Source organism: Streptococcus mitis (assembly GCF_946188685.1).
GTDB classification, from domain to species: domain Bacteria; phylum Bacillota; class Bacilli; order Lactobacillales; family Streptococcaceae; genus Streptococcus; species Streptococcus mitis_CC.
This window is the reverse complement of record NZ_CAMHWH010000010.1, coordinates 50506-63271: the sequence shown is the minus strand read 5'-3', so window position 1 is coordinate 63271 and position 12766 is coordinate 50506. Positions and strand designations below refer to the sequence as shown.

The window sequence follows — 12766 nt, the reverse complement described above, 5'->3', positions numbered from 1 at the left end:
TATGGTCAAAGTAGCAACCCAGACACCGATTATCAGTCTCTTCTTGCTGATTTTATCGCTGGAAACATCTTTCATTCCTTCGATTGCTCTGAATCTTTCGGTAGTCGCATTTTGTATTCTCTTTATGCTCTATTACCGTCGATTTAAAGTATTGGCTTGGATGATTCTGCTCGCCATTTTGCCATCCTTTGCCAACTACTGGGCAGTTCAGTTACATGGAGATGCTTCGCAGGCAGTCATGCTTGGAACGAGGGCCTTTGTGACCGTTTGTATCGGACTTGTCTTTGTTTCCTCTATTTCCCTAAAAGAGCTTCTCTTGTACTTGGCTCAAAAGGGGTTATCACGCTCTTGGGCCTATGCCTTGATTGTGGTATTCAATTCCTTCCCCCTTATCCAGCAAGAAATCAAGTCCCTCAAGGAAGCTTGCTTATTACGCGGTCAAGAACTGCATTTTTGGTCTCCCTTGATTTACAGCAAGGTTCTGATGACAGTCTTTAGGTGGCGCCATCTTTACCTGAGAGCCCTGTCGGCGCATGGATATGACGAACATGCACAGGTGGAGAATCGCTATCGGACTTTTTATATTCCTCAAAGGACAATATTCATCTACCTGCTGTTCTTTTTATTACTTCAAACCAGTCTATTTTTATAAAGGAGTTATTATGGAATTTACAGATATTGCGATGGAATTATCCAAGGAAGCTTGGCAGGCTTCCTTTCATCACCCCTTTGTATTACAGTTACAAGAGGGAGAATTAGATCCGTCCATCTTTCGCTATTACTTGATTCAGGATGCCTACTATTTGAAGGCCTTCTCAGAAGCCTATCACCTCTTGGCTGATAAGACTTCAAACCAAGAGATGAAAAGACTCTTGAAACAAAATGCTCAGAGTCTAGTGGAGGGTGAGCTATTTATCCGCCAACAATTTTTCAAGGAATTGGAAATCAGCGACCAGGAAATGGAGCAACATCCAATCGCTCCAACCTGCTATCATTATATCTCTCACATTTATCGTCAATTTGCAGAGCCGAACTTGGGCATTGCCTTTGCAAGTTTGCTTCCTTGTCCTTGGTTATACCATGATATAGGCAAATCACTTAATCTTAAACCATCACCAAATCTTCTCTACCAACAATGGATTGAAACGTATATTACGGATGAGTTGGAACAGCAAATCAGAGAGGAAGAGGCTCTGGTCAATCAACTTTATCGAGAAAGTGACGAGACAGACAAGAAAAAAATGCTAGATGCCTTCCACATCAGTGTTCATATGGAAGCCAAGTTTTGGGAAATGGCCTACCAACATCAGACATGGAAGAGCGATTTACAGTCTTTAGAAACAGGAGAAGAATAGTAACATGAGAAATCACCGATTACAAGTTCACAAATTAACCATTTTATCCATGATGATTGCCCTTGACGTAGTCCTTACGCCTATCTTTCGGATTGAGGGTATGGCACCGATGTCCAGTGTAGTTAATATTCTGGCAGGAATCATGATGGGACCTGTTTATGCCTTGGTCATGGCTACAGTCACAGCCTTTATCCGTATGACGACTCAAGGGATTCCGCCTTTAGCACTTACAGGAGCGACTTTTGGAGCCCTTCTTGCAGGTCTCTTTTATAAGTACGGTCGGAAATTTCACTATTCTGCTCTAGGAGAAATTTTGGGAACAGGTATTATTGGTTCTATTGTTTCTTATCCTGTTATGGTACTTTTTACAGGATCGGCTGCTAAGCTTAGCTGGTTTATCTACACTCCTCGATTTTTCGGAGCAACCTTGATTGGTACAGTGATTTCCTTTATTGCCTTTCGATTTTTAATCAAGCAGGAATTCTTTAAAAAAGTGCAAGGATATTTTTTCAGTGAAAGGATAGACTGATGCAGGCATTTACAAATCCCTTTCCTCTAGGCTCTAGTTCCCTAATTCACTGCATCACCAATGAGATTTCTTGTGAGATGCTGGCAAATGGGATTTTGGCTCTGGGATGTAAACCAGTTATGGCAGATGATTCCCGTGAGGTTCTTGATTTTACTAAGCAAAGCCAGGCCCTCTTCATCAATTTGGGGCATTTGTCTGCTGAGAAGGAAAAAGCAATCCGTATGGCAGCTTCTTATGCAGCTCAAGTTTCTCTCCCAATGGTAGTAGATGCGGTTGGCGTAACGGCTTCATCCATTCGTAAGAGCTTAATTAAAGACCTTTTAGACTACAGCCCTACGGTCCTTAAAGGAAACATGTCGGAAATTCGAAGTCTTGTTGGCTTAAAGCACCACGGCGTTGGGGTAGATGCGAGTGCTAAAGACCAAGAAACTGAGGATTTACTTCAAGTCTTGAAAGACTGGTGTCAGACCTATCCTGGTATGTTATTCTTAGTTACTGGTCCTAAGGACCTCATCGTTTCGAAGAATCAGGTCGCTGTACTGGGAAATGGCTGTGCTGAATTAGACTGGATAACAGGGACAGGAGACTTGGTTGGAGCTTTAACAGCTGTTTTTCTCAGCCAAGGAAAGACTGCCTTTGAAGCTTCTTTCCTAGCGGTTTCTTATCTCAATATCTCCGCTGAGAGAATAGTTGTTCAAGGAATGGGATTGGAAGATTTTCGATACCAAGTACTCAATCAGCTTTCGCTCCTCAAAAGAGATGAAAATTGGCTAGATGCCATCAAAGGAGATGTTTATGAATAGAGAGGCGCTTAGACTGTATCTAGTAACCAATCGCTACCAAGATTCCTTGGAAAGCTTTCTTGAAAAGGTTGAGACGGCTTGCCGTTCAGGGGTTACTATAGTCCAATTGCGAGAAAAAAATCTTACAACCAATCAATATTATCAACTGGCAAAACAAGTCAAGGAAATAACAGATTCCTATCAGGTACCCTTGATAATCGATGATCGCTTGGATGTCTGTCTCGCAGTTGATGCTGCTGGTCTGCATATCGGAGACGATGAACTACCAGTTTCGGTTGCCCGACAAGTCTTGGGCCCTGAAAAAATCCTCGGTGTTACAGCTAAAACTGTAAAAAGAGCCCTTGAGGCAGAAGAAGGGGGAGCAGATTACTTGGGGACAGGAGCCATTTTTCCGACCACGACCAAGGAAAATGCGCCTATCACCCTGATTTCAACCTTGAAAACAATTTGCCAAAGGGTCGCCATTCCAGTAGTTGCTATCGGAGGTTTAACTTCGGAGAACATTGACCAACTTATGGGCACTGGCATAGCTGGTGTAGCTGTAGTGCGTGATTTGATGCAGGCAGAAGATATAGAGACAAAAACGCAAGCCTTTTTGACAAAGTTGGATGACATTATTTTCTAATTAATACTCAATGAAAATCAAAGAGCAAACTAGGAAGCTAGTCGCAGGTTGCTCAAAGCACAGCTTTGAGGTTGCAGATAAAGCTGACGTCGTTTGAAGAGATTTTCGAAGAGTATAAAAACTCTCTAATTCCCTTAAAGTAGGAACTAGAGAGTTTTTTTAATCTTTAAAGCTTGTATGGTTAACTGGGCCAGAACCATGACCGAGTTGAGGGGCGTCTTGGATGGCTTTCGTGATAAAGGCCTTGGCTTTATCGACTGCTTGATAGAGGGTTTTCCCCTTGGCTAGTTCAGCAGTAATCACTGCAGCAAAGGTACATCCAGTACCATGTGTATGACAGGTTTGAATTCGTGGACTTTCCCAGACAAATTGGTCCTCCTTGGTAAAGAGGAAATCCTTGGCACCGCCTTCGAGATGCCCACCTTTAATAACAACAGACTGAGGACCAAATTCTTTTAAAATCAGGCGACCAGCACGCTGCATGTCTTCAGGATCATGGATTGAAAAACCAACAATTTCTTCTGCCTCAGGAAGATTCGGAGTGATGATGGTTGCAAGTGGAAGCAGGTTTGTTTTTAGGTAGCTTCTGGCACTCGCATCAATCAGGGTGTCTCCACTAGTAGCGACCATAACAGGGTCAAGGACATAGGGACAATCCAGCTTTTTAAGATAGGGCTGGATGATTTCCATAATTTCAGTAGTTGCCAACATGCCAGTTTTTACAGCCTGAGGTGGAATATCCGAAAAGACACTGTCCAATTGGGCTTTCAACATTTGAGGAGAAACGTGCTCGATTAATTGAACGCCTCTGGTATTTTGAGCGACAAGGCTGGTCACAACGGCCATTCCATAGACATCTCTAGCTTGGAACGACTTTAAATCAGCCATAATGCCAGCACCACCACTAGGGTCGGTCCCTGCAATGGTCAAAGCAACAGGTAAATAAGTCATCTAAAACCTCCCAACCAACTGAAGTTTGTATTCTCAAGAACAAGCAAGTCTGTTTTAGGAAGGTAATAGAAGACTGCTAGTCCCCATTATCATTTCCACTTCCATCAGCTAGCATTACCTAGATTGAGTCAAAGGGTCTAACAGTCGTTAATCTCAGCTTTACGCACCCCTAGTGGTTGTTTTCTTTTTTCTTTAGTATAGCATATTTTTATAGTTTATATAGTAAGATTTGATTGAAAATCCTTTATCATAGGGTTAAAATTCTATTTTTCAAAGAAAAAATTAATTTTATAGTTGACAAATGTAGATTTTAAGGGTATACTGATAATTGTAATTGACAAATGTAGATTTTGGAGGTGTGATTATGCAGATTTCAGATGCAGAATGGCAGGTCATGAAGATTATTTGGATGCAAGGGGAACAGACTAGTACGGATTTGATCAGGGTTCTGGCGGAGCGGTTCGACTGGTCCAAGTCAACCATTCAAACTCTTTTGGCTCGTTTGGTTGAGAAAGAGTGTTTGACTCGGAAAAAGGAAGGCAAGTTCTTTGTCTATTCAGCCCTTTTAACTTTGGACCAAAGTCAGGATTTACTTGTCCAAGATATCAAGGACAAGGTTTGTTCTCGTAGGATTAAGAACTTGTTGGCTGACTTGATTGCCGAATGTGATTTTACTCAGGCTGACTTGGAAGACTTGGAAGCTGTGGTTTCTGAGAAGAAATCAAGCGCTGTAACAAAAGTAAAATGTAATTGTATGTAAAGGAGACGTCATGTTAAATAGTATTGTAACCATTGTTTGTATTGCCCTTATCGCCTTTATCTTGTTTTGGTTTTTCAAAAAGCCTGAAAAATCTGGACAAAAGGCCCAGCAAAAAAACGGCTACCAAGAGATTCGAGTGGAAGTCATGGGGGGCTATACGCCTGAGTTGATTATCCTCAAGAAATCAGTGCCAGCCCGCATTGTCTTTGACCGTAAGGATCCTTCACCCTGTCTGGACCAAATTGTTTTTCCAGATTTTGGTGTACATGCGGACCTGCCAATGGGTGAAGAGTATGTAGTGGAAATCACGCCTGAGCAGGCTGGAGAGTATGGTTTCTCTTGTGGCATGAATATGATGCACGGCAAGATGATTGTAGAATAGGAGAATGATATGACTGAAATTGTAAAAGCAAGTCTTGAAAATGGTGTTCAAAAAATCCGTATCACGGCAGACAAAGGCTACCATCCAGCCCACATTCAACTGCAAAAAGGAGTTCCTGCTGAGATCACCTTTCACCGTGTGACACCTTCAAACTGTTATAAGGAAATTCTGTTTGAAGAAGAAGGCATCTTGGAACCAATCGGCGTAGACGAGGAGAAAGTCATTCGTTTTACACCTCAAGAATTAGGCCAACATGAATTTTCTTGTGGCATGAAGATGCAAAAGGGAAGCTATACAGTCGTTGAGAAGACTCGAAAATCTCTATCACTTTTACAGCGTTTTTGGATTACTAGTATCTTTACTGTGCCTCTTGTGATCCTCATGATTGGGATGTCGACAGGAGGAATTAGTCACCAAGTCATGCGTTGGGGCACCTTTTTAGCCACAACACCGATTATGCTAGTAGCAGGTGGTCCTTATATCCAAAGTGCTTGGGCTAGTTTTAAAAAGCACAATGCCAACATGGATACCTTGGTTGCTCTGGGAACCCTAGTGGCCTATTTCTATAGCTTAGTTGCCCTCTTCGCTGGTCTCCCCGTTTACTTTGAAAGTGCTGCATTTATCTTCTTCTTCGTTCTTATGGGAGCCGTTTTTGAGGAGAAAATGCGGAAAAATACTTCCCAAGCTGTGGAGAAATTACTTGACTTGCAGGCTAAAACTGCAGAAGTCTTGCGTGAGGATAACTATGTTCAAGTCCCTTTGGAGCAAGTCAAGGTAGGTGACCTGATTCGAGTGCGTCCCGGTGAAAAGATTGCGGTTGATGGTGTCGTAGTAGAAGGTATCTCTAGTATTGATGAGTCTATGGTGACAGGTGAGAGTCTGCCTGTGGACAAGACAGTTGGAGATACCGTCATTGGTTCAACCATCAATAATAGTGGAACACTTGTTTTTAGAGCAGAAAAAGTTGGTTCAGAGACTGTTTTGGCTCAGATTGTGGATTTTGTGAAGAAAGCTCAAACCAGTCGTGCGCCGATTCAGGACTTGACGGATAAGATTTCAGGAATTTTTGTCCCAGCAGTTGTCATTTTAGGGATTGTGACCTTTTGGGTTTGGTTCGTCTTGCTCAGGGATAGTGTGGTCGTGCTTGGAGCTAGCTTTGTGTCCTCTCTTCTCTACGGAGTGGCGGTTTTGATTATCGCCTGCCCTTGTGCATTGGGACTTGCAACACCGACAGCCCTTATGGTGGGGACAGGTCGCAGTGCCAAGATGGGAGTTCTCCTCAAAAATGGAACGGTTCTACAGGAAATCCAGAAAGTTCAAACTATCGTCTTTGATAAGACCGGGACTTTGACTGAAGGGAAACCTGTGGTCACAGATATCATTGGAGACGAAGTAGAAGTGCTTGGATTGGCAGCTTCCTTGGAAGAAGCTTCTCAACACCCACTGGCTGAAGCTGTTGTGAAACGAGCGAGTGAAGCTGGACTTGAGTTTCACACTGTTGAAAATTTCCAAGCCTTGCACGGAAAAGGTGTCTCAGGGCAAATCAATGGAAAACAAGTTTTGCTTGGAAATGCTAAAATGCTGGATGGCATGGATATTTCTAGCATTTATCAAGAAAAACTAGAAGAACTAGAAAAAGAAGCTAAGACAGTTGTGTTCTTGGCTGTTGAGAATGAAATCAAAGGCTTGCTTGCCCTGCAAGATATTCCTAAGGAAAATGCTAAGCTTGCCATCAGTCAGTTGAAAAAACGAGGTCTTAAAACAGTCATGCTGACAGGAGACAATGCAGGTGTGGCGCGTGCTATTGCAGATCAAATCGGAATCGAAGAGGTCATTGCAGGTGTCTTGCCAGAAGAAAAAGCTCATGAAATCCATAAACTACAAGCGGCTGGCAAAGTAGCCTTTGTTGGGGACGGTATCAATGACGCTCCTGCCCTTAGTGTAGCAGATGTGGGGATTGCTATGGGAGCTGGAACAGATATTGCCATCGAGTCAGCAGATTTGGTGTTGACAACTAATAACCTCTTAGGAGTGGTTCGTGCCTTTGACATGAGTAAGAAAACCTTTAATCGAATTCTGCTCAATCTTTTCTGGGCCTTTATCTACAATGTCGCCGGAATTCCGATTGCAGCAGGAGTCTTTTCAGGTGTTGGACTGGCCCTCAATCCAGAACTGGCAGGTCTAGCCATGGCCTTTAGTTCTGTATCTGTTCTGACTAGTTCACTCTTACTAAACTTTAGTAAAATAGATTAAAAGCGGGCTTGCTCGCTTTTTTTATTATAAAACAGAAACTAAAAACGTTTTTAAACTGTACTGTAATAGAGAATAAAAACTTCTGAGCAGATTCTTAGTAAAGTCAAAATAAATGTGATAAATTAGTAGTGTAAAAATTTACTGAAACGTTTTCAAAAACTATATGAAACCTTTTTTAGTAGATTTAAAAATATTTGAAGGAGAGTTATCATTATGACTCAAGGGAAAATTACTGCATCTGCAGCAATGCTTAATGTATTGAAAACATGGGGCGTAGACACAATCTACGGTATCCCATCAGGAACACTCAGCTCATTGATGGATGCTTTGGCTGAAGACAAAGATATCCGCTTCTTGCAAGTTCGTCACGAAGAAACAGGTGCTCTTGCAGCGGTTATGCAAGCTAAATTCGGCGGCTCAATCGGGGTTGCAGTTGGTTCAGGTGGTCCAGGTGCGACTCACTTGATTAACGGTGTTTACGATGCAGCTATGGATAACACTCCATTCCTAGCAATCCTTGGATCACGTCCAGTTAACGAACTCAACATGGATGCTTTCCAAGAATTGAACCAAAACCCAATGTACAACGGTATCGCTGTATACAACAAACGTGTAGCTTACGCTGAGCAATTGCCAAAAGTAATCGACGAAGCTTGCCGTGCTGCAGTTTCTAAAAAAGGTCCAGCTGTTGTTGAAATCCCAGTAAACTTCGGTTTCCAAGAAATCGACGAAAATTCATACTACGGTTCAGGTTCATACGAACGTTCATTCATCGCTCCTGCTTTGAACGAAGTTGAAATCGACAAAGCTGTTGAAATCTTGAACAATGCTGAACGTCCAGTTATCTATGCTGGTTACGGTGGTGTTAAAGCTGGTGAAGTGATTACTGAATTGTCACGTAAAATCAAAGCACCAATCATCACAACTGGTAAAAACTTTGAAGCTTTCGAATGGAACTATGAAGGTTTGACAGGTTCTGCTTACCGTGTTGGTTGGAAACCAGCCAACGAAGTGGTCTTTGAAGCAGACACAGTTCTTTTCCTTGGTTCAAACTTCCCATTTGCTGAAGTTTACGAAGCATTCAAGAATACTGAAAAATTCATCCAAGTGGATATTGACCCTTACAAACTTGGTAAACGTCATGCCCTAGACGCTTCAATCCTTGGTGATGCAGGTCAAGCAGCGAAAGCAATCCTTGACAAAGTGAATCCAGTTGAATCTACTCCATGGTGGCGTGCAAACGTTAAGAACAACCAAAACTGGCGTGATTACATGAACAAACTCGAAGGTAAAACTGAGGGTGAATTGCAATTGTATCAAGTTTACAATGCAATCAACAAACATGCTGATCAAGACGCTATCTATTCAATCGACGTAGGTGACACTACTCAAACATCTACTCGTCACCTTCACATGACACCTAAGAACATGTGGCGTACATCTCCACTCTTTGCGACAATGGGTATTGCCCTTCCTGGTGGTATCGCTGCTAAGAAAGACAATCCAGATCGCCAAGTATGGAACATCATGGGTGACGGTGCATTCAACATGTGCTACCCAGACGTTATCACAAACGTTCAATACGACCTTCCAGTTATCAACGTTGTCTTCTCAAATGGTAAATATGCCTTCATCAAGGACAAATACGAAGACACAAACAAACACTTGTTTGGTTGTGACTTCCCTAATGCTGACTATGCGAAAATCGCTGAAGCTCAAGGAGCTGTTGGATTTACAGTTGACCGTATCGAAGACATCGATGCAGTTGTTGCAGAAGCTGTTAAATTGAGCAAAGAAGGTAAAACTGTTGTTATCGATGCTCGCATCACTGAACACCGTCCACTTCCAGTAGAAGTACTTGAATTGGATCCAAAACTTCACTCAGAAGAAGCAATCAAAGCTTTCAAGGAAAAATACGAAGCAGAAGAACTCGTACCATTCCGTCTCTTCTTGGAAGAAGAAGGTTTGCAATCACGCGCAATTAAATAATTTCTTCGTGGAACTTAAAAAGATCGGAGCAATCCGGTCTTTTTATGGAGGATAGTGAATGAATTTAAATCAATTAGATATTATCGTTTCAGATGTTCCCCAAGTCTGTGATGACTTGGAGCGTATTTTGGATAAAAAGTCCGATTATGTTGATGACAGTTTTGCTCAGTTTACGATTGGCAGTCACTGTCTGATGTTGTCCCAAAATCATTTGATTCCTTTGGAAGATTTTCAGTCAGGAATCATTATTCATATCGAGGTTGAGGATGTAGACCAGAACTACAAACGATTGAACGAGCTTGGTATCCAGGTTTTAAACGGTCCAACTGTAACCGATTGGGGAACAGAGTCCTTATTAGTTAAAGGTCCTGCTGGTCTAGTGCTTGATTTTTATCGTATGAAGTAGGTAATTCTATTATCAAATTTTTTATCTAAACATTCTTGGAGTGAAACTTAAAAAGATCGGAGCAATTCGATCTTTTTTGTATTTATGCGACTTTCAGTCCGTCTCGCTCCGTTAGGTGCGAGACAAAAAACCACCCGTTTTCACGGGTGGTTATGATTTCTACACTTATTGTTTGGCTTCCTGTTTTAATTGTTGCACCTGTTCCTCGTACTGGACAAGCTCCCTGTCTTTTATATTGATAGTCGCTTCTGCTTCAGCAATGCGGCTTCTCAGATCTTGAGTCTTGTTATGGTGATAGCTAATACCAATAGCACTACCAGCAATGATCCCGATTACTAGACAAGTAAAAATCACCAAAATCAAGGGAGCAGATAGTTGTGTAAAGACAAGACTGACAGTTACTGTTTGACGATTGAGTAGACCAAATGAGATCACAATGACTAATAAGCTCAAACCGCCAATTAGATAAGCCTTATCTTTCAGTGACAATTCATTAAATTTTTTTAGCATAAGTTCCTTTTCTCCTGACTATGTTGATAGAAAACTACACACCATTTAGGTATTAACAAAATTCATTTTACTAGAAAATTTCGATACTGTCAATAATTTCTAACGGCTTATTTACCATCAATCAATCGATTCATTGAAAAGGAGTATTCATTTTCTAATATTTGATTGAGTAAACAGAACGGAGCAATTCGGTCTTTTTTCTGTTCCCTCTTTCTTATAACAAGATTGTGATAGTTTATATCTTTATAACAAAAGTTTTAAAGACTTGATTGTTTTGAAAGAATATTTTAAAATAAGATTCAGTAAAAATGAAAGAGGTTTTGAAAATGTCTGAAAAACAAATGAAAATTTTAGGTTGGGTAGCGACCTTTATGTCTGTTATGATGTATGTGTCTTACTTCCCACAAATCATGAACAATCTGGCTGGTCAAAAAGGAAATTTCATCCAGCCCTTGGTTGCTGCCATCAACTGTAGTCTCTGGGTTTACTACGGTCTTTTCAAAAAAGAAAGAGATATCCCCCTTGCTGCTGCCAATGCACCAGGTATCGTTTTTGGCCTAGTGACAGCTATTACAGCTTTGATTTAAAAAGAAGACTGGTTTCAGTCTTTTTTTCGTACATTTGAGCAAGCTCAGGACATCATTACCCAGATAGTTCCAAACTTTTTGTCCCCTTTTTAGTATAATAGAACTAGCAAATCAAGTGAGGTAAAGTGATGACAGAAATACTACAATTTCCAGAGGGCTTCCTCTGGGGTGGTGCTACGGCAGCTAATCAATGTGAGGGTGCTTATAATCTCGATGGGCGTGGTTTAGCTAACGTTGATGTGGTACCCATTGGACCAGATCGTGAAGCCATTATCACAGGTCAGAAAAAGATGTTTTCGTTTGAGGAGGACTATTTTTACCCAGCCAAAGAAGCCATTGATATGTACCATCATTACAAGGAAGATATTGCTCTTTTTGCAGAGATGGGCTTTAAGACTTATCGACTTTCCATTGCTTGGACTCGGATTTTTCCTAAGGGCGACGAAACAGTGCCAAATGAAGCTGGTCTAGCCTTTTATGAGGACTTGTTTAAGGAATGTTATAAGTATGGAATCCAACCTCTGGTTACCATTACGCATTTCGACTGTCCTATGCACTTGATTGAAGAATACGGTGGTTGGCGCAATCGTCGGATGTTAGACTTCTATGAAAAACTTTGTCGCACACTCTTTACCCGCTATAAGGGTTTGGTCAAATATTGGCTTACCTTCAACGAAATCAACATGATTCTCCATGCCCCCTTTATGGGAGCTGGGCTCTGTTTTGAAGAAGGAGAAAATCAAGAACTGGTTAAATATCAGGCTGCACACTATGAGTTGGTAGCTTCAGCTCTTGCGACAAAGATTGCCCACGAAATTGACCCAGAAAATAAGGTGGGATGTATGTTGGCTGCAGGGCAATACTATCCTAACACAGCCCATCCAAGAGACTACTGGGCAGCCATGGAGGAAGACCGCAAGAGTTACTTCTTCATTGATGTTCAAGCGCGTGGGGAATACCCAAATTACGCAAAGAAGCAGTGGGAGCGTGAGGGAATTAAGATTCAAATGACGTTAGAGGATTTGGACTTGTTGAAGAATCATACTGTTGACTTTGTTTCCTTCTCTTACTATGCGAGCCGAGTGGCCTCAGGGGATCCAGAAGTGAGGAATATGACCGCTGGAAATGTCTTTGCCTCTATCAAAAATCCTTATCTGGAATCCTCTGAATGGGGTTGGCAGATTGACCCATTGGGACTTCGTATCACCCTCAATGCCATCTGGGATCGTTACCAAAAACCTATGTTCATCGTAGAAAATGGACTCGGTGTTATAGACACGCCAGATGAAAATGGCTATGTAGCGGATGACTATCGAATTGCTTATTTAGAGGCCCACATCAAGGCTATGCGAGATGCCATTTACCAAGATGGGGTTGACTTGCTCGGTTATACGACTTGGGGATGTATCGATTTGGTTTCAGCTGGAACGGGCGAAATGAACAAGCGCTATGGCTTTATCTATGTGGATCGAGATAATGCGAGTCAAGGAAGTCTCAAACGGAGCAAGAAGAAATCCTTCTACTGGTACAAGGATGTCATTGCCAGCAATGGTGCAAGTATTGAGTAGAGCACATTTGTTCACTATTTTTATAAAATCTTCTCTCTACTTTATATA

The 12766-nt window shown here is 41.7% G+C and carries 14 protein-coding genes and 1 riboswitch; of the genes, 12 read left to right on the top strand and 2 right to left on the bottom strand.

Annotated features, from left to right (window positions below):
- Position 1: 1 nt before the first annotated feature.
- From N8N51_RS09030 to thiE, 5 genes are read left to right on the top strand one after another with little or no spacing between them, the layout of a single operon-like run.
- Positions 2 to 652 carry an energy-coupling factor transporter transmembrane component T gene (locus N8N51_RS09030; protein ID WP_050216919.1) on the top strand — a complete coding sequence of 217 codons (651 nt, stop codon included), beginning with the start codon at positions 2 to 4 and terminating at the stop codon, positions 650 to 652.
- Positions 653 to 662: 10 nt separating this feature from the next.
- On the top strand, positions 663 to 1355 hold the full coding sequence (gene tenA / locus N8N51_RS09025; RefSeq protein ID WP_261104051.1) for a thiaminase II: 693 nt from the start codon (positions 663 to 665) through the stop codon (positions 1353 to 1355).
- A 4-nt stretch (positions 1356 to 1359) separates the two neighbouring features.
- Positions 1360 to 1884, top strand: coding sequence for an energy coupling factor transporter S component ThiW (thiW, locus tag N8N51_RS09020; RefSeq protein WP_033687208.1), 525 nt, complete (start codon positions 1360 to 1362; stop codon positions 1882 to 1884).
- The gene (gene thiM, locus N8N51_RS09015) at positions 1884 to 2687 is read left to right on the top strand and encodes a hydroxyethylthiazole kinase (protein WP_261014294.1); all 804 of its coding nucleotides are present in this window, start codon (positions 1884 to 1886) and stop codon (positions 2685 to 2687) included. Before thiW ends, thiM begins: the two co-directional genes overlap by 1 nt.
- Positions 2680 to 3312 (top strand): thiamine phosphate synthase, encoded by a 633-nt coding sequence (gene thiE / locus N8N51_RS09010; RefSeq protein ID WP_261048115.1) that lies wholly within the window; start codon positions 2680 to 2682, stop codon positions 3310 to 3312. The genes thiM and thiE overlap by 8 nt, the downstream gene beginning before the upstream one ends.
- A 159-nt stretch (positions 3313 to 3471) precedes the next feature.
- Here thiE and thiD read toward each other — a convergent pair whose 3' ends face one another.
- Positions 3472 to 4263 carry a bifunctional hydroxymethylpyrimidine kinase/phosphomethylpyrimidine kinase gene (thiD, locus tag N8N51_RS09005; protein WP_261104049.1) on the bottom strand — a complete coding sequence of 264 codons (792 nt, stop codon included), beginning with the start codon at positions 4261 to 4263 and terminating at the stop codon, positions 3472 to 3474.
- A gap of 83 nt (positions 4264 to 4346) precedes the next feature.
- A riboswitch (TPP riboswitch) is annotated at positions 4347 to 4444 on the bottom strand.
- 183 nt (positions 4445 to 4627) lie between these two features.
- Here thiD and N8N51_RS09000 point away from each other — a divergent pair.
- The 5 genes from N8N51_RS09000 (at position 4628) to N8N51_RS08980 (ending at position 10053) form a co-directional block, all read left to right on the top strand.
- Positions 4628 to 5023: a CopY/TcrY family copper transport repressor gene (locus N8N51_RS09000; RefSeq protein WP_060806248.1), complete on the top strand. Its 396-nt coding sequence runs from the start codon at positions 4628 to 4630 to the stop codon at positions 5021 to 5023.
- Positions 5024 to 5033: 10 nt separating this feature from the next.
- Positions 5034 to 5405, top strand: a complete 372-nt coding sequence (locus tag N8N51_RS08995; protein ID WP_000935077.1) for a cupredoxin domain-containing protein — start codon at positions 5034 to 5036, stop codon at positions 5403 to 5405.
- A gap of 9 nt (positions 5406 to 5414) precedes the next feature.
- On the top strand, positions 5415 to 7658 hold the full coding sequence (locus N8N51_RS08990) for a heavy metal translocating P-type ATPase (protein WP_261104048.1): 2244 nt from the start codon (positions 5415 to 5417) through the stop codon (positions 7656 to 7658).
- A gap of 213 nt (positions 7659 to 7871) precedes the next feature.
- The gene (spxB, locus tag N8N51_RS08985) at positions 7872 to 9647 is read left to right on the top strand and encodes a pyruvate oxidase (RefSeq protein ID WP_000191811.1); all 1776 of its coding nucleotides are present in this window, start codon (positions 7872 to 7874) and stop codon (positions 9645 to 9647) included.
- 58 nt (positions 9648 to 9705) lie between these two features.
- Positions 9706 to 10053, top strand: a complete 348-nt coding sequence (locus N8N51_RS08980) for a VOC family protein (protein ID WP_261104047.1) — start codon at positions 9706 to 9708, stop codon at positions 10051 to 10053.
- 165 nt (positions 10054 to 10218) lie between these two features.
- Here the strand turns inward: N8N51_RS08980 and N8N51_RS08975 are convergent, their stop codons facing one another.
- Entirely contained in the window at positions 10219 to 10563 is a 345-nt protein-coding gene (locus tag N8N51_RS08975; protein WP_000913393.1) for a lipopolysaccharide assembly protein LapA domain-containing protein, read from the bottom strand.
- A gap of 326 nt (positions 10564 to 10889) precedes the next feature.
- Between N8N51_RS08975 and N8N51_RS08970 the strand changes: the two genes are divergently transcribed.
- On the top strand, positions 10890 to 11150 hold the full coding sequence (locus N8N51_RS08970) for a SemiSWEET family transporter (RefSeq protein WP_001291473.1): 261 nt from the start codon (positions 10890 to 10892) through the stop codon (positions 11148 to 11150).
- A gap of 128 nt (positions 11151 to 11278) precedes the next feature.
- Positions 11279 to 12718, top strand: a complete 1440-nt coding sequence (locus N8N51_RS08965) for a 6-phospho-beta-glucosidase (protein ID WP_261104046.1) — start codon at positions 11279 to 11281, stop codon at positions 12716 to 12718.
- Positions 12719 to 12766 lie beyond the last annotated feature (48 nt).